21 protein-coding genes are annotated in these 23,066 nt (G+C 62.7%); 10 read left to right on the forward strand and 11 right to left on the reverse strand.

All coding sequences use genetic code 11. The features are described from left to right. Window positions 1–39: 39 nt before the first annotated feature. From dnaJ to NKH49_RS09920, 5 genes are all read left to right on the forward strand, one after another. The gene (dnaJ, locus tag NKH49_RS09900; RefSeq protein WP_023679852.1) at window positions 40–1,170 is read left to right on the forward strand and encodes a molecular chaperone DnaJ; all 1,131 of its coding nucleotides are present in this window, start codon (window positions 40–42) and stop codon (window positions 1,168–1,170) included. 116 nt (window positions 1,171–1,286) lie between these two features. After that, window positions 1,287–1,892, forward strand: a complete 606-nt coding sequence (gene pmtA, locus NKH49_RS09905) for a phospholipid N-methyltransferase PmtA (RefSeq protein WP_023679853.1) — start codon at window positions 1,287–1,289, stop codon at window positions 1,890–1,892. Between the two features lie 60 nt (window positions 1,893–1,952). Further along, complete coding sequence (locus NKH49_RS09910) at window positions 1,953–2,549, forward strand: NADPH-dependent FMN reductase (protein ID WP_352449616.1); 597 nt, start codon at window positions 1,953–1,955, stop codon at window positions 2,547–2,549. Beyond that, window positions 2,546–3,259 (forward strand): orotidine-5'-phosphate decarboxylase, encoded by a 714-nt coding sequence (gene pyrF, locus NKH49_RS09915; RefSeq protein WP_352472808.1) that lies wholly within the window; start codon window positions 2,546–2,548, stop codon window positions 3,257–3,259. Before NKH49_RS09910 ends, pyrF begins: the two co-directional genes overlap by 4 nt. A gap of 170 nt (window positions 3,260–3,429) precedes the next feature. Continuing rightward, on the forward strand, window positions 3,430–3,717 hold the full coding sequence (locus tag NKH49_RS09920) for a DUF1330 domain-containing protein (protein WP_352614233.1): 288 nt from the start codon (window positions 3,430–3,432) through the stop codon (window positions 3,715–3,717). Here NKH49_RS09920 and NKH49_RS09925 read toward each other — a convergent pair. The 6 genes from NKH49_RS09925 to NKH49_RS09950 form a co-directional block, all read right to left on the reverse strand. After that, window positions 3,714–4,772, reverse strand: coding sequence for a D-alanine--D-alanine ligase family protein (locus tag NKH49_RS09925; RefSeq protein WP_352614232.1), 1,059 nt, complete (start codon window positions 4,770–4,772; stop codon window positions 3,714–3,716). The two genes, NKH49_RS09920 and NKH49_RS09925, sit on opposite strands and share 4 nt — an antisense overlap. A 214-nt stretch (window positions 4,773–4,986) precedes the next feature. Beyond that, a complete protein-coding gene (locus NKH49_RS09930; protein WP_352614231.1) occupies window positions 4,987–5,868 on the reverse strand; it encodes an SMP-30/gluconolactonase/LRE family protein in 882 nt (293 codons plus the stop codon). Next, the gene (locus tag NKH49_RS09935) at window positions 5,868–6,506 is read right to left on the reverse strand and encodes a 2-dehydro-3-deoxy-6-phosphogalactonate aldolase (protein WP_352614230.1); all 639 of its coding nucleotides are present in this window, start codon (window positions 6,504–6,506) and stop codon (window positions 5,868–5,870) included. Before NKH49_RS09935 ends, NKH49_RS09930 begins: the two co-directional genes overlap by 1 nt. Continuing rightward, entirely contained in the window at window positions 6,503–7,456 is a 954-nt protein-coding gene (locus NKH49_RS09940; RefSeq protein ID WP_502907866.1) for a 2-dehydro-3-deoxygalactonokinase, read from the reverse strand. The genes NKH49_RS09935 and NKH49_RS09940 overlap by 4 nt, the downstream gene beginning before the upstream one ends. Further along, window positions 7,456–8,223, reverse strand: coding sequence for an SDR family NAD(P)-dependent oxidoreductase (locus NKH49_RS09945; protein ID WP_352614229.1), 768 nt, complete (start codon window positions 8,221–8,223; stop codon window positions 7,456–7,458). The genes NKH49_RS09940 and NKH49_RS09945 overlap by 1 nt, the downstream gene beginning before the upstream one ends. Before the next feature lie 132 nt (window positions 8,224–8,355). Next, window positions 8,356–10,158, reverse strand: a complete 1,803-nt coding sequence (locus tag NKH49_RS09950) for a GtrA family protein (RefSeq protein WP_352614228.1) — start codon at window positions 10,156–10,158, stop codon at window positions 8,356–8,358. A gap of 129 nt (window positions 10,159–10,287) precedes the next feature. Here NKH49_RS09950 and NKH49_RS09955 point away from each other — a divergent pair, with 129 nt between their 5' ends. The 4 genes from NKH49_RS09955 to NKH49_RS09970 all read left to right on the forward strand — a co-directional run bounded on the left by NKH49_RS09955 (window position 10,288) and on the right by NKH49_RS09970 (window position 13,707). Continuing rightward, the gene (locus tag NKH49_RS09955) at window positions 10,288–11,295 is read left to right on the forward strand and encodes a glycosyltransferase (RefSeq protein WP_352472814.1); all 1,008 of its coding nucleotides are present in this window, start codon (window positions 10,288–10,290) and stop codon (window positions 11,293–11,295) included. Window positions 11,296–11,303: 8 nt separating this feature from the next. Continuing rightward, window positions 11,304–11,678 carry a GtrA family protein gene (locus NKH49_RS09960; RefSeq protein ID WP_352472815.1) on the forward strand — a complete coding sequence of 125 codons (375 nt, stop codon included), beginning with the start codon at window positions 11,304–11,306 and terminating at the stop codon, window positions 11,676–11,678. Window positions 11,679–11,895: 217 nt separating this feature from the next. Continuing rightward, a complete protein-coding gene (gene gshB / locus NKH49_RS09965) occupies window positions 11,896–12,837 on the forward strand; it encodes a glutathione synthase (protein ID WP_352614227.1) in 942 nt (313 codons plus the stop codon). Between the two features lie 327 nt (window positions 12,838–13,164). Beyond that, window positions 13,165–13,707 (forward strand): hypothetical protein, encoded by a 543-nt coding sequence (locus tag NKH49_RS09970; RefSeq protein WP_352925982.1) that lies wholly within the window; start codon window positions 13,165–13,167, stop codon window positions 13,705–13,707. 29 nt (window positions 13,708–13,736) lie between these two features. On the opposite strand, the gene NKH49_RS09975 is transcribed toward NKH49_RS09970, so the two are convergent. Both NKH49_RS09975 and NKH49_RS09980 read right to left on the reverse strand, forming a co-directional pair. Continuing rightward, window positions 13,737–13,907, reverse strand: coding sequence for a hypothetical protein (locus NKH49_RS09975; protein ID WP_352925984.1), 171 nt, complete (start codon window positions 13,905–13,907; stop codon window positions 13,737–13,739). Window positions 13,908–14,637: 730 nt separating this feature from the next. Further along, window positions 14,638–15,579 carry an IS1595 family transposase gene (locus NKH49_RS09980; protein ID WP_352925986.1) on the reverse strand — a complete coding sequence of 314 codons (942 nt, stop codon included), beginning with the start codon at window positions 15,577–15,579 and terminating at the stop codon, window positions 14,638–14,640. 153 nt (window positions 15,580–15,732) lie between these two features. On the opposite strand from NKH49_RS09980, the gene NKH49_RS09985 reads away from it, so the two are divergent. After that, on the forward strand, window positions 15,733–17,262 hold the full coding sequence (locus tag NKH49_RS09985; RefSeq protein ID WP_352925988.1) for a YifB family Mg chelatase-like AAA ATPase: 1,530 nt from the start codon (window positions 15,733–15,735) through the stop codon (window positions 17,260–17,262). A gap of 40 nt (window positions 17,263–17,302) precedes the next feature. Here the strand turns inward: NKH49_RS09985 and NKH49_RS09990 are convergent, their stop codons facing one another. The 3 genes from NKH49_RS09990 to NKH49_RS10000 form a co-directional block, all read right to left on the reverse strand. Then, window positions 17,303–18,397 carry a hypothetical protein gene (locus NKH49_RS09990; RefSeq protein WP_352925990.1) on the reverse strand — a complete coding sequence of 365 codons (1,095 nt, stop codon included), beginning with the start codon at window positions 18,395–18,397 and terminating at the stop codon, window positions 17,303–17,305. A gap of 138 nt (window positions 18,398–18,535) precedes the next feature. Further along, window positions 18,536–20,710, reverse strand: coding sequence for a malate synthase G (locus NKH49_RS09995; protein ID WP_352614224.1), 2,175 nt, complete (start codon window positions 20,708–20,710; stop codon window positions 18,536–18,538). Between the two features lie 268 nt (window positions 20,711–20,978). Next, the gene (locus NKH49_RS10000) at window positions 20,979–23,006 is read right to left on the reverse strand and encodes a hydantoinase/oxoprolinase N-terminal domain-containing protein (protein ID WP_352614223.1); all 2,028 of its coding nucleotides are present in this window, start codon (window positions 23,004–23,006) and stop codon (window positions 20,979–20,981) included. Window positions 23,007–23,066: the final 60 nt, after the last annotated feature.

The following is a 23,066-nucleotide window of genomic DNA, read 5'->3' on the forward strand; positions in this document are numbered from 1 at the left end:
GATGCTTCAAGACGTTGACTATCCGGACTGCGGGAAAACATGAAAGCTGATTTTTACGAAACGCTAGGCGTGCAAAAGGGCGCCGACGAGAAGGAGCTCAAGAGCGCTTTTCGCAAGCTCGCCATGCAGTTCCATCCCGACCGCAACCCAGGCGACCATGCCTGCGAGCACAAGTTCAAGGAAATCAACGAAGCCTACGAGACACTGAAGGACCCGCAGAAGCGCGCCGCCTATGATCGCTTCGGCCACGCCGCCTTCGAGCACGGCGGTATGAATGGCGGGGCGCAAGGCTTTGGCGCCGGCGGCTTCGCCGACATTTTCGAAGACATTTTCGGCGACATGATGGGCGGGCGCCAGCGCCGCTCGTCCGGCGGCCGCGAGCGCGGCGCCGACCTGCGCTACAATATGGAAATTACGCTGGAAGAGGCATTTTCCGGCAAGACCGCGCAGATTCGGGTGCCAGCCTCGATTTCCTGCTCGGAATGCTCGGGCAGCGGCGCCAAGCCTGGCACCCAGCCCGTCACCTGCTCGATGTGCAACGGCCACGGCAAGGTGCGCGCCACGCAAGGCTTCTTCTCGATCGAGCGCACCTGCCCGCAATGCCAGGGGCGCGGCCAGACCATCAAGGATCCGTGCCCGAAATGCGCCGGCCAGGGCCGTGTCACCGAGGAGCGCTCGCTGTCGGTAAACATCCCTGCCGGCATCGAGGATGGCACCCGCATCCGGCTGGCCAATGAGGGCGAGGCCGGCCTGCGCGGCGGCCCGTCGGGCGATCTCTACATCTTCCTCGCGGTCAAGCCGCACGAATTCTTCCAGCGCGACGGGGCCGATCTTTATTGCAAGGTGCCGATCTCGATGACGACGGCAGCGCTTGGCGGCTCGTTCGAGGTGACGACACTGGACGGTACCCAGACGAAGGTGAAGGTGCCGGAGGGCACCCAGAACGGTCGCCAGTTCCGCCTCAAGGGCAAGGGCATGCCTGTGCTTCGCCAGCCCAATATCGGCGATCTCTACATCCAGACCGTGGTTGAGACGCCGCAGAACCTTTCGCGCCGTCAGCGCGAATTGCTGGAGGAATTCGAGCAGCTTTCCTCAAAGGACAATTCGCCTCAGTCGAGCGGATTTTTCGCCCGCATGAAAGACTTTTTCGAGACGTTCGGCGAGCACTGAAGCTGATCCCTGGAAACGCTTCCCGAGCGTCATCAACACCTTATCCGGGGATTCGCCTTGTCTTGCACCTCGTAACTGCTAAGTAGCATCCGAGGGAGCGTTGAGGAGGACTTTCGATGACGCGTAGTCCCGGACTGCGAAAGACGCTGGCGGAAAAGTTCGACGACGAGCTGAAGTTCTTCAAGGGCTGGATCGACAAGCCGAAGGCGGTCGGTTCGATCGTCCCGACCAGTTCCATCACCGCAGGCAAGATGGCCTCGATCGTCGATCCGACATCCGGCCTGCCGGTGCTCGAGGTCGGGCCCGGTACAGGCGTCATCACACGCGCCATCCTCGCCCAGGGCATAAAGCCTGAGAATCTCTACGCGGTCGAATATTCCACTGATTTCGTGCGCCATCTGCGCCAGCTTTATCCAGGCGTCAACGTCATCGAGGGCGACGCCTTCAATCTCGACGCGACGCTTGGCGACAAGCGCGACCTGATCTTCGATTCCGTGATATCGGGGGTGCCGCTGCTCAATTTCCCTGTCGCCCAGCGCATCGCCTATGTCGAGAGCCTGCTCGACCGTATCCCGGCCGGCCGGCCGATCGTGCAGCTGACTTACGGGCCGCTGTCGCCGATCCCGCCGGGCCGCGGCGACTATACGGTCGAGCATTTCCATTTCGTCATCCGCAACATTCCGCCGACGCAGCTTTGGATCTACCGACGCGGGGCCGCATGAATTGAAGCGTTGGGTTTGAATAGCACTTGTCTTATACCCATCGGGTGACAAGGCAGACCCATGGCTGTGATCCCGAAAATTCTCGTCGTCGCCGGTTCGGTGCGCAGCGGCGCCTATAGCGGCAGGACCGCCGACGTGGCACAGAAGGAACTTGCCATGCAGGGCGCCGAGGTGACCCGCATCTCGCTCGCCGACTATCCGTTGCCGATCCTCGACCAGGATTTGGAAAAGGAAGAAGGCATTCCCGACAATGCTTTCAAGCTCGGCCGGATGATCGCCGCCCATGACGGGCTGCTGATCGCGACGCCCGAATATAACGGCTCCATTCCACCGTTGCTCAAGAACAGCATCGACTGGGTTAGCCAGCTGCGCAAGGATGGCGGCCGGACGTTCAGGCCGCTTGCCGGCAAGGTCGCCGGCCTCTGCTCGTCTTCCAACGGACCCTTCGGCGGGATACGCTGCATCAACCATCTGCGCGCCGTTCTGGTACGCTGCCGGATGGAGGTGGTGACACCGGAATGCTCGGTGCCGGAGGGCGGCAACGCCTTCGACGACGAGGGCAAGTTCAGGGACGAGAGACTACGCCAATCGATGGAGCACCTATGCCGAACGCTGATCGAAACCTCACGTATGCTGTCGACGCGGATCGAGGCATGATCCCGGACGCCGCGCATGCCGACACGATGCAGGAACGGCTGATCGTCGGCCTCGACCTGCCGACGCTGAAGGAAGCCGAGAAGGCGGTGCGCGAGCTCGACGGGATCGTCTCCTTCTACAAGATCGGTTACCAGCTCGCCTTTGCCGGCGGGCTCGACTTCGCCCGCGAGCTGGCCAGCGGCGGCACCAGGATCTTTCTCGACATGAAGCTGCTCGACATCGACAACACGGTGGCCAAGGGGGTCGAAAACATCGCCAGGATGGGCATGAGCATGCTGACCATCCATGCCTATCCGAAGACGATGAAGGCGGCGGTCGAGGCTGCCAGGGGCAGCGACCTTTGCCTGCTCGGGGTCACCGTGCTGACCTCGATGGACGAGCAGGACGTGATCGATGCCGGCTATGAGTATGATCCGCATACACTGGTGCTGAGGCGCTCCGAGCAGGCGCTGCATGCCGGCATGGGCGGCATCGTCTGCTCGGCCGAAGAAGCCGAGGCGGTGCGCCGCATCGTCGGCCCCGACCTGGCCGTGGTGACGCCGGGAATCCGGCCGAAGGGCAGCGACCATGGCGACCAGAAACGGGTGGTGACGCCGGCGCAAGCGATCCGCAACGGCTCCAGCCATCTCGTCATCGGCCGGCCGATCGTCGGAGCGGCCGACAGGCGGGCGGCGGCGGAAGCGATCCTCGATGAAATGCGCTCGGCCTGAGGACCAATTCCGAAACTTGCTCCGGCGGCCGTGTGACGGCGTTTTCTCCGCTTCCGGTGCTCACGTACTTTAAGTACGCTCCGCTCCGGTTCTCGAAGACACCCCCAGCCATCTCACCGGAGCGACTTTCAACATCGGTCCGCGCACGGCCAAAAACCAGGAGAAATACCATGCCCAAGGGATACTGGATCGCTCGCGTCGACGTGCGCGATGCGGAAGGCTACAAGGACTATGTCGCAGCTGCCAAACCGGCCTTCGACTGCTTCGGCGCCAAGTTCCTGGCGCGTGGCGGCGCGCATGAGAAGGCCGAGGGGCCGGGCCGCGACCGCAACGTGATCATCGAGTTTCCGTCGCTTGCGGCGGCGCATGACTGCTACCACTCGCCCGAATACCAGCGCGCCGTCGCGATCCGCCAGAAGGTGGCCGAGGGCGAAATCGTGCTGGTCGAGGGGATTTAGGCGAGAAGCCGGCTCGCCGCTGTCTCCGCCATCGCATCGGCGAGGCTCAAGCCCCATTGCTGGCGACAGTAATCGCGGAAATCGAAGCAGGGCAGGCCGGGGCAGACCTCGAACTCGATGAGGTGGACGCTGTCGTCGGCTTCGACCCGGAAGTCGATGGAAAAGACGTCGCGCAGGCCAAGCCCGACCATCAGGCGTTCGGCGATGCGACGGATTCTTGCATCGGCTTCAGGCTGGCTGCCGGCGACCGGCAGCAGCACCGGCTCGGTATATTTTCCCGCAGCTTTCGCCGCTGCGCCGGTATCGCCGTAAAGCGCCAAGCTGTCCTGCATGGTCTGGAAATCGCCGCCCGAATCGACAAAGGCGATGCCCAGCGCCTCGACGCCGGTATCCGGCCTCAATCCGAGAAAACTGGCGCGCGCGTTGCGGCCGGCGACATAGGGCTGGACGATGACATCGTCGCGATAGGCGGCGAAGACGCGCCGGCTAAGCTCCAGCGCATGGCCGAGATCGTGGCAGTGCGAATCCGGCCAGATGCCGATCTTGGCGCCGAGCCGGTTCGGCTTGACGAACCAGCCGGCGGGCGAGGCCGGTGGCGCGACCAGCCAGGCGCCGTCACGGGCAAGGCCCGCCCGTGGCATCGGCAGGCCAAGCGCGCCGAGCACGGCGCCGGACCGGAACTTGTCCTGACAGAGCGCGAACAGCGCATCGTCGGCGCCGATCGCCTTCACGCCATTCAGCCGTGCCAGAGCCGGTGCCGCGCCGCCGCGGAAATAGGCAATGCCGTCGGTCAGCGTCCAGACTAGCCTGGTCTTCGGATCCTCGCCGCCGAGAACTCTTGCGGCGTCGTCGAGCGCCACCGGCGCAAATGACAGGCCGCGCTTCTGGCAAGCGGCGGCAAGTGCGTCGAATTCAGCAGCGAAGTCGGTCGATTGCGCCAGATAGGAAGCGATTTCGGCGGCACGCTCCGGCACGTGGCTATCGGCAACCAGGCGATCGAGGCAAGCCTTTTCCGGCTCGTAGACAAGGATCAGCTTCGGCTCGCGGCTTGACATGATCGAAACGATTTCCCGGCAGCACGATTGCCTAAAGCAATTCCAGGAAAAGTGTGAAACGGCTTTCCGTCCGGAATTGCGTCAAAACAAAGAGATAGAGCGGTTCAGCGTTCCCGCGAAACGATGAAGCGTTCAAGCATCGCACGGCGAGCGCATTCGGCTTTCGCGGAACCGACGTCAGCCGGACGCCTGCACGACAGTGCTAGATATGGGTCTAGCCAATCAGCACGCGTGGCTCGAAGCGACCATTGACTGGAATGTCGAGCATGAATGTCATGCCGGCTTGCGGGTCGAGCAGGCGCTGCTTCTCGCTCTTGCCCGACCAGGCGGAGGTGACCGCCAGCCGGTCGGCGTTCCTGCCGACGAAAGCTGGACAGGACGGCTGCGTCGCCGGCATCGCCACCGAACGGATAAGCTTGCCGTCGGGTCCATAGGCTTCGACGACGCTGCCGCCCCAGCAGGCGTTCCACAATATGCCGTCGCGGTCGAGCACCGAACCATCGATATAGCCCTTGGCCGAACGGTGATCGACGAAGACCTTCGGTTCGCCAACCGGCAGTCCGGTCGCCGGATCGCAGCCGACGCGCATCAACAGGCCGGTGCTGGTGTCGGTGTAATAGGCAATGGTCCCATCCTCGGAAAAGCAGATCGAGTTGGGCACAGTGATGTCGGCATAAAGCCGGCGCAGCTCGCCCTTGAAGAACCAGTAGATCGAACCGGCACCCTTCTCCTCGCCCTTGCCCATGGTGCCGACCCACAGCGCGCCGCAAGGGTGAACGCGTGAATCGTTCGAGCGGGTGACCGTATTGTCGGCCTCGATCGGCGTGTGCAGCGTCAGCTTGCCGGTCGCGACGTCGCGGACATGCAGGCCGGTCTCGGTGGCGATCAGCTGGCGTTGGTCGTCGATGATGCAGATGGCGCTGGCCATCTGACCGAGCTGGTGGATTTTGACAGCACCGCCCGACAGGCGCTGTTCGAGGAGCTGGCCGTTGACGATGTCGAACCAGTAGAGCGTGTCGGTGGCAGGGTCATAGCTTGGTCCCTCGCCGAGTTGGCAGACATGGTCGGAAAAAACCGAAACAATGGTCTCGCTCATCATGCCGCTCCAAACGCCGCGTCCCAGGCCTGAACTGCGGCTTTCGCTCGCGCTGCCACTTCGTCGACGCTCATGCCCGGCTTGAAGAGGCTGGAGCCAAGACCGAAGACGCTGACGCCGGCTGCCTTGTAGCCGGCAAAATCCTTATCTGAAACGCCGCCGACCGCGCCGACCAGCACACTGGCCGGCAGCACCGCGCGCATCGCCGAAATGCCTGCCGCGCCAAGCACGCTCGCCGGGAAGAATTTCAATGCCGAGGCACCGAGCCGGATTGCTTGAAATGCCTCGGTCGGCGTGAACACGCCGGGCATCGTCACCATGCCGTAGTGCATGGCCCGGCCCATGACCGCGGCATCGATATTGGGGCTGACCAGCAGCCGCCCGCCGGCCTTGTGCAGGCCGTCGACATCGGCGGCGCTGAGCACCGTGCCGGCACCGACCAAGGCTGTTGGAGGAAGCGCTCCGACAATGCTGGCGATGGAGGCGTAAGGATCGGGCGAGTTGAGCGGCACCTCGATCGCTTCGATACCGGCGCCGAAGATCGCCTGGCCGATCGCCACCGCCTCGCTTGGCTTGAGGCCACGCAGGATGGCGACCAGACCCCGCTCGAGCTTTGGAAAAGGTGCGGTTTCGGTCATGCGGCAACTCCATTTCCAGCGATCATGCCATTTTCGCGCGCGGCTTCAGCAAGACCGGCACGCACCGCCTCGTCGGCGTCGACCACCCTGACCGCGAGCCCGGCAAGGCCGAGGGCGTCGGCATAGAGCTTGCCGAGTGCGCCCGACGCGATCAGCACGACGGGCACGGCACTCGCCCCATAACGGCGACTTGCCGAAGCGATCTCGCCGCCGATCAGCAGGCCGGACAGGCAGGCGGCGGCATCCTCGGGCTTCAGATCCTGCAGCAGGCTGGCGGCGCGGATCGAGAACAGTCTTGAACCGATGTCACCGCCTTCGGCCAACGCCTTCAGGCACCACTCCCGGAAAAATGGATTTTCGGCGGCAACCGGCTTCGGCGGCTCGCCCAGCGAATGGCGCAGGATCGAGTGCGCGGCCAGCACCGAAAACAGCTCGCCGGTCGGCCAGGTGCCGAAACCGGCAACAGAGCCGTCCTCGACCAGCACCCATTTCGAATGGGTGCCAGGCATGCAGACGAGATGGCGTCCCTTTGCCGGCAAACCGGCGCCGGCAAGCTGCGTCTCCTCGCCGCGCATGACATCCGGGGCGTCGGCCAGACGCTGGGCAAGGCCGGGCACGATGCGGATGTCGCGGCGCTGGCCGGGAATGCGGGCAGCGCCGGCGAGAATAGCGCCGATCGGCGCCGGCACGCTGACATAGGGTGCCTCCAGCCAGCCCTGGCGCGAACCGGCCATGCCGCAAATGATGACCGGCAGCGCCTCGGCCGCGCCCAAGGCAGCCAGATGCCCTTCGAGAATGGACGAAAATCCTTTATTAGCCTGGGCGGTGATCAGCCCGTCATCGCCGCGCCGCTCGGCGAGAACCTTGCCGGCGCCGTCGAGCAGCCAGACCCTCATGCGGGTGGTGCCCCAGTCGACGGCCGCGACGGAAGCTGCCTTGCTCGATGAGATCACAGGAATCCCCCATCGACGATCAGCATCTGCGCGGTCAGCATGCGTGAGGCATCCGACGCCAGGAACAGCACAGTGCCGACAATGTCTTCCGGCTGCATCACCTCTTTGATGCACTGTTTGGCGACATGAGCGGCGAGCGCTTCTTCGGTGACCCAGAGCTTTCTCTGCCGCTCGGTGATCACCCAGCCGGGCGCGATCGCGTTGACACGGATGCCGTCGACGCCGAGCTTGCCGGCAAGACCCTTGGTGAGACCGACGATGCCGGCCTTGGCGGCGGTGTAGGCCGGCATATCGGGATGGTTGATGAGAAACGACGTCGAGGTGAAGTTGATGATCGAGCCGCCGCCGGCCCGCTTCATGCCCGGCGCCACCGCCTGTGCGCTGAAGAAATGCGGGCGCAGGTTGATGGCATGGTTGTTGTCCCAGAACTCCACCGTGACGTCTTCGACGGCATGGCGGTCATCCTGCGCGGCATTGTTGATCAGCACGGTCACGTCGCCATGCGCCTTGGCGGCTTTAGCCGCCGATAGCCGCAACGCCTCGATGTCGCGTATGTCGGTCTTGAGATAAAGCGGCCGCCGGCCCAGTTCCTTGTCTAACCGATCGGCCAGCGCCACACTCGGACGGTCCGCGATATCGATGAAGGCGACCTTTGCCCCCTGGCGGACAAAACCTTCGGTCAAGGCAGCACCAATGCCGGAGCCGCCGCCGGTGATCAGCACCGAAGCGCCTTCGAGGTCGGCAAAGCGTGCCGATGGCATCATGAAATTCTCTCCCGGTCCAATGATCTCGGTCGGCCGGCGCGCATCCTATCCAGCCGTGTCGGGCGGGCAAGGGCGAAAGAGTGGATTGTCAGGACTTATGTCCGACAAAAGGCCGCACGGGCCGCCGATCGATCAGCTGCCCAGCCGGACGCGGTACAATTCGACTGCGGCTCCGCTGGTCCCGGCAACCGGCTCAAGCCATTCCGGCACGCTGCCGCGCATCAGCCCGGCAAGAAAGCCTGCCGGCGCATTGGCTGCGAGGAGCTTGGTTTCGGCGCTGCCGGGGCACAGCGCGACGAGGCCGACGTGATGATCCGCCACGACCGTCCTGGCATCGGCATCGGACCCAAGGAAGGCATCGAGCGCCAGCAGGTTGCCGGCGACGTTGCGATGATAGGGCCCGGCGAAGACGCGATGTCCGGAATAGGCCAGGATCGGCGATCCGAGATTGGAAATTGCCAGTATGGTGGTGCCTGGCAGGCGGCCAAGCGCCGCAAAGGAGGCCATGCGCTGGCAAGCGACATCGGCGCCGTCGCCATTATCCGCCGTGGTGTTGCTGTCGTCGAAGGCTACCGAGGTCGCCGCGGCAGCCCCAGTCCAGACGGCATTCACTGAAACCAGCCAGACGGCGGCCATGCGCAGCGCCACGCCGCGCGACGGGCTGACCTCTGCCCGTTGACGCCATTTGGCAATCCAGGCGGCAAGCGGGATGACGGCGAAGGCGATCGAGAATGTCGAACCGCGCACCTGCCAGGCACTGACCATGAAGGCCACGACAAGCAGCGCGCCGACAAGGCTGTCCTGCCGCCGCCAGCCGCCACGGCCAAGGCGAAGCGCCATCAGCACGAGCGCGATGAGCGGCGTGGCATAGCGCGCCACCACCCCGGCCGGATCTTCAGCGAGCAGCTTGAACAGCGACTGCGCCTCGTCGATGTGATCAAGCCATAGCTCCTTGAGGCGCGGATCGAGGTTGGCGTAGGGCGCTGCCAGGCATTGTGGGAACAAAAAGACGATGACAGCGGCCAATACCAGGGCAAGCAGGCCAAGCGAGGCGATGCGCCGTTGGCGCGTGCGGCCGGCGGGCTCGATCGACGCTATCGCCGCAAGGCCGGTTCCGGCAATCGCCGCGACGACGAACTGCACGGCCGAGAAGGCGTCGCATTGCGCCTGACCCCAGGCAGACGGCGCAATGGTGGCGACAAAGACGAGAGCGGACACGCCGGCAAAGCCGAGGCCGAAATCCCGGGCGATCAGCCTCTCGCCATTGGCGCCGAGGGCGAACAGCATGGCAACAGAGGCGCCGATGGTGGCCACATAAGGCGCGGTCTCCATGCCGACGGCCAGCATCAATCCGGTGCACAGGCCGGAGAGCAATGCCGCCGGCCTGCGCGTTGGCGCTTCAAGCAACAGGCTCAGGCTGGCCATGCTCAGCATCAGCTGGACATTGTGGTGATCGAGCGCGCCAGGCGAAAAAATGCCGAGGAAATACAGTGCGGCAGCGCCGATCACGACAGCGGGCAGCACGGCGCTGTCACCGGCAAAGCTGCGCGCGGCGCGAGCCGTGAAAAATACGGTCAGGCAGAAGAGCAGCGCCGGCCACAGCACTTGCGCAACATTCTCGGCAAAGGCCGCGCTGCCGGTCAGGGCCGATACGGCGATGATGATGGCGGCGATCGGCGCATCGACCAGCCGCGACCAATGCATGACGAAACCGCCTTCCAGGCCCATCCTGTACTGGTGGAGATCGAACCACCTTTGGCCGGCCAGCATGTCGCGAACTTCGACGAGGCGCAGCAGATTGTCGTTGTCGCCGCCGGCATTGGTCAGTGCCGGGAAGCCGGCAAAGGCATTGACGGCAAGCGCCAGCGCCGTGGCAAGCAGCGCCAGCGCGATATCGGACCTCCAAATGGAGGCGCCATCGTCGGCTGTGCTCATATCGGGACCTTTGGAAGGAATACGGTGCGGTTTAAACCTAGCCTTAACAGCTTCAATAAATAGTAAAGCCGCCCGAGCGAGGCCGGCGTTTGAGCGGTCAGGGGCCTTACAGGGCATCCGGAGACGAAAATGCCACAAGAAGTGCGCCATGAGCCGAGCATCGCCGTGCTCCTGCCTTGCTACAATGAGGAGCTGACGATCGGCGAAGTGGTGCGGCGCTTTCGCGAAACGCTGCCTGCCGCCGCGATCTATGTCTACGACAACAATTCGCGCGACCTGACGGCGCTCCGAGCCCGCGCCGCCGGCGCCATCGTGGTGCGCGAGCCGCGCCAGGGCAAAGGCAATGTCGTGCGCCGCATGTTCGCCGACATCGAGGCCGACATCTACCTGATGGCCGACGGCGACGGCACCTATGCGCCGGAGGACGCGCCGCAACTGATCAACACGCTGCTGACCGAGCGCTCCGACATGGTGGTGGGCACCAGGCGCGGCGTCGCCAACGACGCCGGCAGGACAGGCCACGCCTTCGGCAACCGCATCTTCAACAGCCTCTACAAACGTTTGTTTGGCTCGGACTTTACCGATATCTTCTCGGGTTACCGCGCCTTCACCAGGCGCTTCGTCAAGAGTTTTCCCGCCGTTTCCGGCGGTTTCGAGATCGAGACCGAAATGTCGGTGCACGCCTCGCAGCTCAAATTGCCGGTCAGCGAGATCGGCCTCGACTATGGCCGCCGGCCGGAAGGCTCCTCGTCGAAGCTGTCGACCTTTCGCGACGGCGCGAAGATCCTGTGGATGTTCGCCATGCTGATGAAGGAGACGCAGCCGCTGCGTTTCTTCGGCGCTTTTTCGGTGTTCTTCCTGGCATCAAGCCTGTTTCTGATGGCCCCGGTGCTGATCGAGTTCGCCGAAACCGGGCTTGTGCCGCGCATGCCGACGTGGGTGCTGTCGGTCGGGCTGCTGCTGCTGTCGATGCTGGCGGCGGTGACCGGGGTAATCCTCGATTCGGTGTCGCGCGGCCGGGCCGAACAGAAGCGCATCTTCTATCTGTCGATGCCTTCCGGCCGCGTCGAACGCGAACGCGCAAGTGCGCTCGCGACTTTGAAGACCGGACCGCGCAAGACCCCGCGGGCGGCTTAGAGCCCTAAATGGGACGCCTCGCCCGCTTCATTGTCGCCGGCGGCATCGGCTTCGTCGCCGACGCGGCGGCGCTTTGGCTGGTGTTGGCGATAGCGCCGCTTGGCCCCTTCGCGGCTCGCATCATCTCGATCGGTTTTGCCCTGTCCGTCACCTGGCTGATCAACCGCCATCTGACCTTCTCGCCTTCCAGCCGCGGCGTCGCGCAAGAGGGCGCACGCTATGGCGGCGTCGGCATCGCCACCAGCCTCGTCAATTATCTCGTCTATTGCGCCATGCTGTTCGCGCTGCCGATGGTGCCGCCGCTCGTCGCCCTTGCGGTCGCCTCGCTGGTTGCCATGGCGCTGTCCTTCCTCGGCTATTCCAAGCTGGTCTTCGACCGCTGAACGCACATCGCATTGGGGTCTGCGCCAGAAGCGCAGCCTCATCATGACCTTGGCCGATTGGCAGAGGCCGCCGATTTCCTTATATCGCTCTCGTCGATGCATCGGCCCGAAAAATCGGAATCGATTTTCGGAAAGCGCGATGCATCGATTCAAAGTGTTGGAGCGTATGTGCGTCCAGGTGGACGCACGTTCGTTGCAACTGCGCCGGAGAGCTGCCATGCCCCTGAAAGTCGCCGTCCAGATGGACCACATCTCCACCGTGTCGGTAGCCGGCGACACGTCGTTTGCGCTGTCGCTGGAGGCGCAGCGGCGCGGCCACCAGTTGTTCCACTACACGCCCGACCGGCTGTCGCTGCGCGACGGCAAGGTGTTTGCCCGTATCGAGGCGATGCAGGTTCGCGACGAGAGGGGCAACCATTATTCGCTGGGCGATGAAATCCGCACCGATCTTTCGGAGATGGACATCATCCTTTTGCGGCAGGATCCACCCTTCGACATGAACTACATCACCACCACGCATATCCTCGAGCGCATCCATCCGAAGACCCTGGTGGTCAACGACCCTGCCTGGGTGCGCAACAGCCCGGAAAAGATCTTCGTCACTGAATTTCCCGACCTGATGCCGGACACGCTGATCACCAAGGACCCGCTCGAGGTCGCAGCCTTCCGCAAGGAGTTCGGCGATATCATCGTCAAACCGCTCTACGGCAATGGCGGGGCCGGCATCTTCCACCTGCACGAGGCCGACCGCAACCTCGCCTCGCTGCTCGAAATGTTCGGCCAGTTGTTCCGCGAACCCTACATCGTGCAGCGCTACCTCAAGGAGGTGCGGGCTGGCGACAAGCGCATTATCCTGATTGACGGCGAGCCTGTCGGCGCGATCAACCGCGTGCCGGCCGAGCATGATTCGCGCTCCAACATGCATGTCGGCGGCCGCGCCGAAAAGACCGAATTGACGGAACGCGAACGCGAGATCTGCGCCCGCATCGGCCCCTCGCTGAAAGAGCGCGGCTTCATCCTCGTCGGCATCGACGTCATCGGCGACTACATGACTGAGATCAACGTGACCTCACCGACCGGCATACGCGAAGTGCAGCGCTTCGGCGGCGCCGACATCGCCAGCCTGTTCTGGGATGCCGTGGAGGAGAAGCGCAACTAGCCTCGCTTCGCGAGCGGCCGCGTTGCAAACCATTGCAGCCGTTGCGCTCAGCTGTTCCCCAAATGTTCTTGCCTTCGCCGGGCGATTATATATTTGACAAACCCGGCAAAAGGAATAAGGACATGCGCGTAAATGAATTTGAAGGAGTGATCCTTGAAGGAGTGACGGGCGGGGATTCAGGATTCCCCGTCCTTTTGCTGACCGATACCGAAAGCGGTCAGCTTGTGCTAAGAGCAATCAACGAGGGGGGGTTCTCATGCACAGACATAGATATGTTGGGCGTTCTCAGGTGGGTGGAGAACCTTTCGCCTGGATCGGTGGATATTGATGCTGCCGCTCGCGCCCTTGCCGCTAGAGCGGGTGCTGCAGGACATTAAGGGAGCCATAGCAGCTAGACTTTACTATCCGGCCCTTCTGGTGGCCCTGACTGTTCCAGAGATTTGCGCGGCCTTGGCATTAGATCGAAATGTGTTCGTGAAAGAGAAGCACTACATCGCATTCATAGACAAATACACCACCGAACCAGAGCTTGGTCTTTCAGGAATCGATTGCTTTCGCTTGCGTGGCGGCGTTGTCCATCGGGCAGATTTCCGAGCACACCCATTCTTCGGTACAACTCATGTAATTTTTACTACACCAGAAACAGGAACGTCGATGCATGCGTTTTCGATGGTTCATGGCGACAAGACTGCAGCGATGTTCGATTTGAAACTGTTCTGTGACGCGATGGACTTAGCCGCACGGAGATGGTCAGAGGACCACAAATCTGACCCGCAAGTGGCTGAGAACTTAAAAAATCTAATCAGCCCGAGACCTAATGGCGTCCCCCCGTTCATCGAAGGATTCGCGGTCGTCGCCAGCGGTGAGTAGTGGGATTAAGCGCCTACCCAGCCGTAGGTTTATTGGTCGCCACTCTTTTCTTTCCGGCCTTTTGGCGGCGACGCCTTCGCCACCTTCTTCAACACGCGGTCAAAGGCTTCCTCTGACTGGTCGGTTTCCAGTTCGCGGGCAGCTCGCTTGAACTTGTCGAGTTGACTCTTGTCGGTTGATATTGATTGATCTTTCGGCATGGCTCTTGAACTTTCCCAGCTTTTTGACTTGCTCGCAAAACGTATAGACCCACTCCAAGTGGGGACGCTTCCACCGTCAGTAGCTGAATTCATTTCGGCGTCACTCTCGCATGTGTATCTATCAAACTACTCTCTTAACCACATACTCGAAGGGCACGATGACGTTTCTCGCTTTGACCTACTCTGCATCCCGATGATGATTTCACACGGTATGTGGGTGGGCCAGAACAATCGGTTCGGCCGGAATGACAGACCGAATTCGGCCTGCGTTAGTTTCGTCCACCCAGAAACAGGCATTCGCTACTTAGGGTCTGTCAAGTCGGCGGCCGATGGATATGAGGTCTATTTGAGCACCTTCCACAGGACAAAGCCCAGACAGACCCGCTCGATTCTTACCAGGGGCCCATTGCTCCAAGGGCACCTATGACTAGGGGGACGGTCTAGGCGATCCGTCCCCCCAAAGTCGCTGGCGCGGTAGGGCCTACCTTGAACCCTACAATACGCTCCCATGGCCTAACATGGTGCTACGGCAGGCAGATTATCACCGTGTCGCGCGCCGCGTATCTCAAGAAATAGATCTCCCCTGAGCATTTCAACCCTAGCAAAAAAAATAGCTGGTGTGAATCACCTATCGTCGGGAACCCTTTATTTTTTATTCCTGTACCGAAACGAGCCTTTCCACAACGGGAGTTTAAGCTGGACAGGCTTTCGATAATGCTCCTTCTTCGCGTCAAGCAGGTTGCCGGTACGTGAGGCGCTTACCCTTGGCGCCCTTCAAAGCGATGAGCGAGCGAACATTGTCTTCAATGCCCATGGCCGAACGGTTCGAATAACGGAAATCGAATTCGGCCAGATAGCGGTGCAGATGGTGTTCGGCGCAATGCTGGTAAACGCCTTTCATGCCGCGCTTGAAGATCGAATAATAGCCTTCCACGGTGTTGGTGTGGACGATGCCGCGAACGTATTCCTCGCGACCATGATTGATTTTGCCGTGGGCTGCGAACTCGGGACCGATGTTGTCGTAAACGCGCGCCTCATCGGACATGAAGACGCTTTCCTTGTGGATGTTGGCGTTGACGATCGGCAGGACGCGGGCAACCGAAGCGCTGTCGATATGGAACGAGCGGGCAATGCCGCCACGCTCGACAAGCGTAAGCACGGTGTTCTTGTGAGCCGCGCCGGTCCTCTGCTTCGGAACGCCAGCGAGACGGCCGATGTAGGTTTCGTCAACCTCAACGAACTTGCCGTTGCCGCCCATAGGCGTGAAGTCATCCGAGCGCATGGCCTCGCGAATGCGGTGCGACAGGAACCAAGCCGTCTTGTAGGTGCATTCCAGAACGCGGTGCAACTGGTGCGAGGAAATTCCCTTCTTTGACGAGCACATGAGGTGGATGGCCTGCAACCACTTGTGCAGCGGAAGGTGGCTTTCCTCGAAGATCGTACCCATGCGAACCGTGAACTGGCCACGGCAGGCCGAGCACTTGTAAAGGCCATGGCGCTCGACGCCGTGCGGGTTCTTCTTCGAAGGCTTCGAGCGGACGCCAGCCAGCTTGTAGTGCTTATCCATCGAACCGCACTTGGGGCAAACCGGACCCTGTGGCCACAGCATGCCCTCTACATGTTCAAATGCGGCGGCCTCGTTATGGAAATAGGGGCGGGACAGAACGGACATGGCGATAACTCCTTGGATTCGTTATCGCTCATCCCGTTGGGTTTGTCAAATATATAATCGCCCTTCGCCGGAAATCTGTGGTTGTCTCCGGTGACGCCGTTCGCGGCATGATCGCAAAGGCTTGGGGCAAAAGCCTGCATCCGGGGTGAAGACATGGTGGCGCGGGTTCGCACGGTTGCTTTCCAGGGCATCGAGGCCGTGCCAGTCGACGTGCAGGTGATGATCGCGCCGGGCAAGGTCAACATGCACATCGTCGGGCTGGCCGACAAGGCTGTAGCCGAAAGCCGCGAGCGGGTGCAGGCAGCGCTGCATGCATCCGGCCTGTCGATGCCGTCGAAAAAGGTCACCGTCAATCTGGCGCCGGCCGACCTGCCCAAGGAAGGCAGCCACTACGATCTGCCGATCGCCCTCGGGCTGATGGCGGCGCTCGGCGCCATTCCGGGCGACATGCTGGCCGGCTATGTCGTGCTTGGCGAATTGTCGCTCGACGGAACCATCGCCGCGGTGGCTGGCGCGCTGCCGGCGGCAATCGGTGCCAACGCCGAAGGCAAGGGCTTGATCTGCCCGTTCGCCTGCGGGCCGGAAGCGGCCTGGGCCGGCAAGGACTTCGACATATTGGCGCCGCGCAGCCTGATCGCCATCGCCAATCATTTTCGCAGCACGCAGGTTCTGTCACGGCCGGAAGCCGGCATCCATGCCGCGGCGCGCGACCTGCCCGACCTTGCCGACATCAAGGGCCAGGAGACCGCCAAGCGGGCGCTGGAGGTGGCGGCCGCCGGCGGCCACAATCTTTTGATGGTCGGACCGCCGGGGTCGGGAAAGTCGATGCTGGCGCAGCGGCTGCCGTCGATCCTACCGCCGCTGGCGCCCAGGGAATTGCTCGAAGTCTCGATGATCGCCTCGGTGGCCGGCGAACTCGGCGAAGGAAAACTCACCGACCGGCGGCCGTTCCGCGCGCCGCATCATTCGGCCTCGATGGCGGCGATGGTCGGCGGCGGGTTGCGCGTGCGGCCGGGCGAGGCTTCGCTTGCCCATCACGGCGTGCTGTTCCTCGACGAATTTCCCGAATTCTCGCCGCAGGCGCTCGATGCACTGCGCCAGCCGCTCGAGACCGGCGACTGCATGATTGCGCGCGCCAATCATCGCGTCACCTATCCGGCGCGTATCCAGCTGGTCGCGGCGATGAACCCGTGCCGTTGCGGCATGGCCGGCGAGCCGGGCTATCGCTGCCTGCGCGGCGATCGCTGCCGCACCGACTACCAGGCGCGCATTTCCGGCCCGCTGCTCGACCGTATCGATCTCAGGATCGAGGTGCCGGCGGTCTCGGCCAGCGATCTGATCCGGCCGGACCGGGCCGAGAAAAGTGCCGCCGTCGCACTACGTGTTGCCCGCGCCCGTACGATCCAGCGCGAGCGCTTCGAGCGGCTCGGCGCGACCGCCACCACCAACGCCCATTGCTCGCCGTCAGTCATCGAGGAGATCGCCATGCCCGATGCCGCCGGCCTGTCGCTGCTCAGGGACGCCAGCGAAAAGCTCGGCTTTTCCGCACGAGCCTATCACCGCGTCTTGAAGGTGGCGCGGACCCTGGCCGATCTCGAGGCCAGCGAGACGGTCGGCCGCATCCATCTGGCCGAAGCGATTTCCTATCGTATGAGTTCGGAACGGATGGCGCAGGCGGCGTAGACGCGGCCGTCCTGCGGCCGAACAGGATGAAGAGCTCCGGTCAGTTGCCGATGCGGATTCCGATCTCTTTCGCTTCGAGGTCAACAAGTAAACTATTCGTTTCAAAATATCGTATGCCAATGATGTTGTGGCCGATCGTTGGAGAGAATTCCAACTCGGATCCGTATGATGTGTCGAATTTCCACTCCCCCAGCATCGCGATTTTTACGGCGACTCTGGTACCGATATGCATGGATCCGCTTGAATCTTTTGGCGGGTTGTCCGCTATTACGATTGTGGAATTTCCCGTGTCGTAAAGCGTTGGCCGGCAAGTTGTTTTTTCTTTCAACAAGATACATGAACCTATGGTTGGGAAGTCATAGCGATCGCTAGCGGTTTTCCATTTATTCATATTGAACCCGCTTTTCACGCTGTCCGATATCCCAATGTGAAGCGCCTTAACCACCGGGCAATTCGCATCCTCGTTCGTGCAAGCTCTCCAATCGGTCCCAATCGAAGAGAGATAATACCCCTTTCGCAAACCACTTTTGGGGCTCACGGCATCCATTGGGGATTTCAGCATTCGATTTGGTCCGCCGCCTCCAATAGGGGAAATGCCAAAAATGCCCTTTGGCCAGAGCCGGCCGCCGACAATTTCACCTGTGCTGCGTCTAACTTTCTTGTATCGAATAAGGAAGGGGATGGATGCCTCGGTGGAAACAGAAGCGCCTCGGGAGCCGAAAGTCACTTGAGCCAACGCAACATTTCCGTACTCATCGTAGGTTCCGTACTTCATGACGGCTTTTTGGGTGGTAACGGTTATCCCATCTAGTTCCAGATCTTTCGTGATTTTTATTCCTTCGACGGAACACAGCTTCTTAGGAAGCACAGAAGCACAGTCGATCGTCATGCCACTGGATCCGGTATCCAATAAGAGTGGTTGATTTATTTTTCGGTTACCGAGGGACAGCACCTTAACATACAGCATCCGGATATTGGGTGGATTTCCCGGGTATTCCAATTTTATCAGAGGCACAGCTAACGGCACCTCTTCTGCAGCTTGGATCGGCAGCGAGTCGAGTAGCAATGCCCCCCAAATAACTAATATCGATACAAAGACTTTTCTGACGTTTAGTTCAGACTTGTTTTTGCTCATTCGCCCCTCGCGAATCCGCTCGCACGCTATCTGCGGAGCAAATCGTAATAGCCAATCAAGCCTCCACCCTACAGTGAATTGTGAAAACATTTAATGCTTGGCGATCCGCAACAGCTTATAGCCCGACTGTCATAGGTTTTATCCCGCCCGCTCCCGCGTCTTCAGCTCCAGCCGCCGTGCGTGCAGCACTGGCTCGGTGTAGCCGTTGGGCTGGATGCGGCCTTTGAAGACCAGGTCGCAGGCGGCGAGGAAGGCGATGGACTTGTCGAAATCCGGCGCCATCGGCCGGTAGAGCGGATCGCCTTGGTTCTGGCGGTCGACGATCGCCGCCATGCGTTTCATCGTCTCCATGACCTGCTCGGGCGTGCAGACGCGGTGATGCAGCCAGTTGGCGATGTGCTGCGAGGAGATGCGCAGCGTGGCGCGGTCCTCCATCAGACCGACGTCGTTTATGTCAGGCACTTTCGAACAGCCGACGCCCTGGTCGATCCAGCGCACGACATAGCCCAGAATGCCTTGCGCATTGTTGTCGAGCTCCTTCTGGATGTCTTCTGGCGACCAGTTCGGCCGCACAGCGACCGGCACCGACAAGATGTCGTCGAGTTTTGCCTTGGGCCGGCTCTTCAGCGCCGCTTGCACGGCATGGACGTCGACCTTGTGATAATGGGTGGCGTGCAGCGTCGCCGCCGTCGGCGACGGCACCCAGGCGGTGTTGGCGCCGGCCTTGGGATGCGCGATTTTCTCGGCCAGCATCGCCGCCATAAGGTCGGGCATCGCCCACATGCCTTTGCCTATCTGGGCGTGGCCGGCCAACCCACATTCCAGCCCGATGTCGACGTTCCAGGCTTCGTAGGCGGCGATCCAGGCGGCCTGCTTCATGTCGCCCTTACGGATCATCGGGCCGGCTTCCATCGAGGTGTGGATCTCGTCGCCGGTGCGATCGAGGAAGCCGGTGTTGATGAAGACGACGCGTTCTTTCGCGGCGCGGATCGCCTCCTTGAGGTTGACGGTGGTGCGCCGCTCCTCGTCCATGATGCCCATCTTGATGGTGTTTTTGGGCACGCCGAGCAGCGCCTCGACGCGGTCGAAAATCTCGACGGCGAAGGCAACTTCGTCGGGCCCGTGCATCTTGGGCTTTACGATGTACATCGAGCCGGCGCGAGAATTGGCGCGGCGCCCGTTCACGCCGATGTCATGCAGCGCGATCAGCGCCGTCAGCGCCGCATCCATGATGCCTTCCGGCACCTCGTTGCCGTCGCGGTCCGATATCGCCGGATTGGTCATAAGGTGGCCGACATTCCTGACCAGCATCAGCGAGAGGCCGGGCAAGGTCAGCGTGCCGCCATCGGGCGCGGTATAGGTGCGGTCGGGGTTGAGCCTGCGGACAAAGCTCTTGCCGGCCTTGGTGATCTCCTCCGCCAAGTCGCCCTTCATCAGGCCGAGCCAGTTGCGGTAGACCAGCACCTTGTCCTGCGCATCCACTGCGGCGATCGAATCCTCGCAGTCCTGGATGGTGGTCAGTGCCGATTCCAGCACGACATCGGCAATGCCGGCCGGATCGGTGCGGCCGATCTGGTTGTTGCGGTCGATGACGATTTCGATGTGCAGGCCGTTCTTGGTGAGCAGCACGGCTTCAGGGTCGGCGGCATCGCCGCGATAGCCGGCAAACTGTCTGAGGTCGGCAAGCGTGGTGGCGCCGGCACCCTCGCCGAGCCGCAACATGCCGTTGGCGACCGAAAGCCCGTTGACGCCGGCCCATTTGCCTGTCGTGAGCGGCACCGCCTCGTCGAAGAAGCTTTTCACCCAGGCGACGACCTTGGCGCCGCGCGCCGGATTGAATTTGTTGCCTCGCTCGGCGCCGTCCGTCTCCGGGATGACGTCGGTTCCGTAGAGCGCATCGTACAGCGAGCCCCAGCGCGCATTGGCGGCATTCAGCGCATAACGCGCGTTCATCACCGGCACCACCAACTGCGGCCCGGCAACCAAAGCGATTTCCGGGTCGACATTTTCGGTGGTCACGCTGAACGCCGGCCCCTCGGGCAGGAGATAGCCGATCTCGCGCAGGAAGCTCGTGTAGGCCTCCATGTCGACGGGCGCGCCATTGTCGCGATACCAGCGGTCGAGCTTGTCCTGCATGGCATCGCGCTTTTCGAGCAGCGCCCGGTTTTTTGGCGAGAGATCATGGACGATCGCCGAAAAACCGTTCCAGAATGCCTCCGCCTCGATGCCGGTGCCCGGCAGCGCCTCGTTCACGACGAAATCATGAAGCTCGCGGGCAATCCGCAATCCGGCGATCTCGACGCGATCGGTCATCAGGGCTTCTCCAGACGAAAGGCTAGGCCGGGCCTTTGGCATGTCACGGTGGCAGGGTCAATTCAGCTCAGGGTGAAGGTAGGGCGTTTTCGCTGCCGATCTCCCCCCTTGAGGGACCCTTGAGGGGGAGATGGCCGGCAGGCCAGAGGGGGTCGCCTCGCGTGGAGTGCAACCTCTTCTTTGCACCAAATCGCTTCGCGCTTCATGCGAGGCGCCCCCCTCTGTCGCCTTCGGCGACATCTCCCCCTCGAGGAGGGCGATTACGCGCTCACACCGCAATCCTTGGCCGTCCCGACGCCACCGCCACGACATGCGCCTCGATGAACATGCGCTGGCCCTCTACTGTGGAGACGCGGAACTCGCTGGCGATTTCGATCTCGGCGCTGTCGGTGCCGGCGTCCTTCGCCCGCCCGGCGGCAATCGCCCGCACATCCTTCTCCGCTGCGGCGATCGCCGCTGCTTCGTCGTTGAAATCGCGCACGCTTTCACCGGAAGCAACGCGGAACAGCCCTTCCTTGGGCTGGCTGACCCGCGCCTCGGCCGATACCCGGACCTGGCCGACGACGGCGCCGAGCGCGTTGGCGACATCGGTATCCTGCGGCACCACGCATCGATTGCCGACCAGCTCGGCCAGGCCGGCATAATGCAGCGGCGCCGAGGCGCCGAGGCCGATGACCGGACGGTCGAGGGCGACGCTCAAGCGGGCGATGCCGGGATGCGCGTCGACGGCGCGCTGGACCAGGGCATGGGCGACGGTCGCCGCGCCATCCAGCCCGTCCTCGGCAAAGGCGGTTTCGAGGATGACTTCGGCCGACAGGCGGGTCAGCGCGGTCAGCACCCGTTCCGAGATCGCCTCCGGCGAGGCGGCGATGAACTGGCCGCGGCCGTCGCGCCTGCGCGCGAACAGCTCGGCACCCAGACGCGCCGCGGTCGCATCCCAATTGGCCTGCCTGCCCAGCACATGCGCCGCATCCGACGGCGTGAAGCCGGCGACATGCACCAGCCCGCGCGATACCAGCCGGTTCAAGGTGGCGTTCTGGGCGTTCGAGGTCAGCAATCTGTCGAGAGCCTGCGGCACAGCACCGATCAGCTCGTAAAGCTTGGCTTCGGCGCCGGTCAGTCCGGCCGCCAGCCGCTCCGGCACGCCGGTGCGCACCGCCAGCCGGCCATCCATGCGGCCGGGATTGGGCGCGCGCAGCTGGCGTTCGAGCTCTGATGTGACGGCCTCGCCATGCATCAAGCCGGCCAGCGCCAGCGGCACCAGGCGGCGCGGGCCGAGCAGGATTCTCGGATTGAGCGCGCCGTCCTCCAGCGCCACCTCGGAATCGCCGCCGAGGCCAAAAGTGCGCATGGCGACGGCCTCGACCATGGTGCGGAAACCGCCGACGGTGGCGCCTTCCGGATCAAGCCGCGGCCGGCCCTTGTCGAGCACGGCGACATCGGTGGTGGTGCCGCCGATATCGGAGACCACGGCATCGTCGAGGCCGGTCATGTGGCGGGCACCGACGAGGCTGGCGGCCGGGCCGGACAGGATGGTCTCGATCGGCCGCTGGCGGGCAAAGGCAGCCGAGACCAGAGCGCCGTCGCCGCGCACCACCATCAGCGGGGCGGCAATGTTGCGCGCGGCCAAAAAGCCTTCCGTTGCCGCGACCAGCCGGTCGATCATCGAGATCAGCCTGGCGTTGAGCAATGTCGTCAGCGCCCGGCGCGGGCCGCCGAGCTTGGCCGACAGTTCGTGGCTGGCGGTGACCGGCAGGCCGGTCCTGTCGCGGATCAGGTTCCGCGCGCTTAGCTCATGCGCCGGGTTGCGGGTGGCGAAATAGGCGCAGACGGCAAAGCCGGACACCGACTTTTCCAGTTCCGGCAAAGCTGCCTCCAGCCCGGACAGATCGAGCTTTGCCGCATTGCCGTGGACATCGTGGCCGCCGGGGCAGAACACCACCGGGTCGGTGCCAAGCGCCGCCTTCAGCCCGTCGCGGGCAAGGTCGCCCTCGGCAAAGCCGATCATCACCAGCGCCACGCGGCCGCCCTGGCCCTCGACCAGCGCGTTGGTGGCTAGCGTCGTCGACATAGATACCAGTTTGATCGCTGCCGGGTCGGTGCCGGCCATTTCGAGCACCGCATCGACCGCGCCGGAGATGCCGACCGCCAGATCATGCCGCGTGGTCAGCGCCTTGGCCTTGGCCAGCACCTTGCCGCTTGGCCCGCCGGCCTCCGACCACAGCACGGCGTCGGTATAGGTGCCGCCGGTGTCGATGCCGAGGAACAGGGGTGAGGGTTTGGGCTTGGCGGTCATATTTGGGTCCGGAGAATTCGTCTCCGCCCCTTAGCGGATATGAACGGGCCGATAAAGGCA

It is taken from the genome of Mesorhizobium sp. M1088, assembly GCF_040318575.1.
GTDB lineage: Bacteria > Pseudomonadota > Alphaproteobacteria > Rhizobiales > Rhizobiaceae > Mesorhizobium.

What these genes read in the sequence shown, in the direction of transcription:
- dnaJ (WP_023679852.1), top strand. Translation starts at nt 40, where the DNA reads ATGAAAGCTGATTTTTACGAAACGCTAGGCGTGCAAAAGGGCGCCGAC.
- pmtA (WP_023679853.1), top strand. Translation starts at nt 1,287, where the DNA reads ATGACGCGTAGTCCCGGACTGCGAAAGACGCTGGCGGAAAAGTTCGAC.
- NKH49_RS09910 (WP_352449616.1), top strand. Translation starts at nt 1,953, where the DNA reads ATGGCTGTGATCCCGAAAATTCTCGTCGTCGCCGGTTCGGTGCGCAGC.
- pyrF (WP_352472808.1), top strand. Translation starts at nt 2,546, where the DNA reads ATGATCCCGGACGCCGCGCATGCCGACACGATGCAGGAACGGCTGATC.
- NKH49_RS09920 (WP_352614233.1), top strand. Translation starts at nt 3,430, where the DNA reads ATGCCCAAGGGATACTGGATCGCTCGCGTCGACGTGCGCGATGCGGAA.
- NKH49_RS09925 (WP_352614232.1), bottom strand. Translation starts at nt 4,772, where the DNA reads ATGTCAAGCCGCGAGCCGAAGCTGATCCTTGTCTACGAGCCGGAAAAG.
- NKH49_RS09930 (WP_352614231.1), bottom strand. Translation starts at nt 5,868, where the DNA reads ATGAGCGAGACCATTGTTTCGGTTTTTTCCGACCATGTCTGCCAACTC.
- NKH49_RS09935 (WP_352614230.1), bottom strand. Translation starts at nt 6,506, where the DNA reads ATGACCGAAACCGCACCTTTTCCAAAGCTCGAGCGGGGTCTGGTCGCC.
- NKH49_RS09945 (WP_352614229.1), bottom strand. Translation starts at nt 8,223, where the DNA reads ATGATGCCATCGGCACGCTTTGCCGACCTCGAAGGCGCTTCGGTGCTG.
- NKH49_RS09950 (WP_352614228.1), bottom strand. Translation starts at nt 10,158, where the DNA reads ATGAGCACAGCCGACGATGGCGCCTCCATTTGGAGGTCCGATATCGCG.
- NKH49_RS09955 (WP_352472814.1), top strand. Translation starts at nt 10,288, where the DNA reads ATGCCACAAGAAGTGCGCCATGAGCCGAGCATCGCCGTGCTCCTGCCT.
- NKH49_RS09960 (WP_352472815.1), top strand. Translation starts at nt 11,304, where the DNA reads ATGGGACGCCTCGCCCGCTTCATTGTCGCCGGCGGCATCGGCTTCGTC.
- gshB (WP_352614227.1), top strand. Translation starts at nt 11,896, where the DNA reads ATGCCCCTGAAAGTCGCCGTCCAGATGGACCACATCTCCACCGTGTCG.
- NKH49_RS09970 (WP_352925982.1), top strand. Translation starts at nt 13,165, where the DNA reads ATGCTGCCGCTCGCGCCCTTGCCGCTAGAGCGGGTGCTGCAGGACATT.
- NKH49_RS09975 (WP_352925984.1), bottom strand. Translation starts at nt 13,907, where the DNA reads ATGCCGAAAGATCAATCAATATCAACCGACAAGAGTCAACTCGACAAG.
- NKH49_RS09980 (WP_352925986.1), bottom strand. Translation starts at nt 15,579, where the DNA reads ATGTCCGTTCTGTCCCGCCCCTATTTCCATAACGAGGCCGCCGCATTT.
- NKH49_RS09985 (WP_352925988.1), top strand. Translation starts at nt 15,733, where the DNA reads ATGGTGGCGCGGGTTCGCACGGTTGCTTTCCAGGGCATCGAGGCCGTG.
- NKH49_RS09990 (WP_352925990.1), bottom strand. Translation starts at nt 18,397, where the DNA reads ATGAGCAAAAACAAGTCTGAACTAAACGTCAGAAAAGTCTTTGTATCG.
- NKH49_RS09995 (WP_352614224.1), bottom strand. Translation starts at nt 20,710, where the DNA reads ATGACCGATCGCGTCGAGATCGCCGGATTGCGGATTGCCCGCGAGCTT.
- NKH49_RS10000 (WP_352614223.1), bottom strand. Translation starts at nt 23,006, where the DNA reads ATGACCGCCAAGCCCAAACCCTCACCCCTGTTCCTCGGCATCGACACC.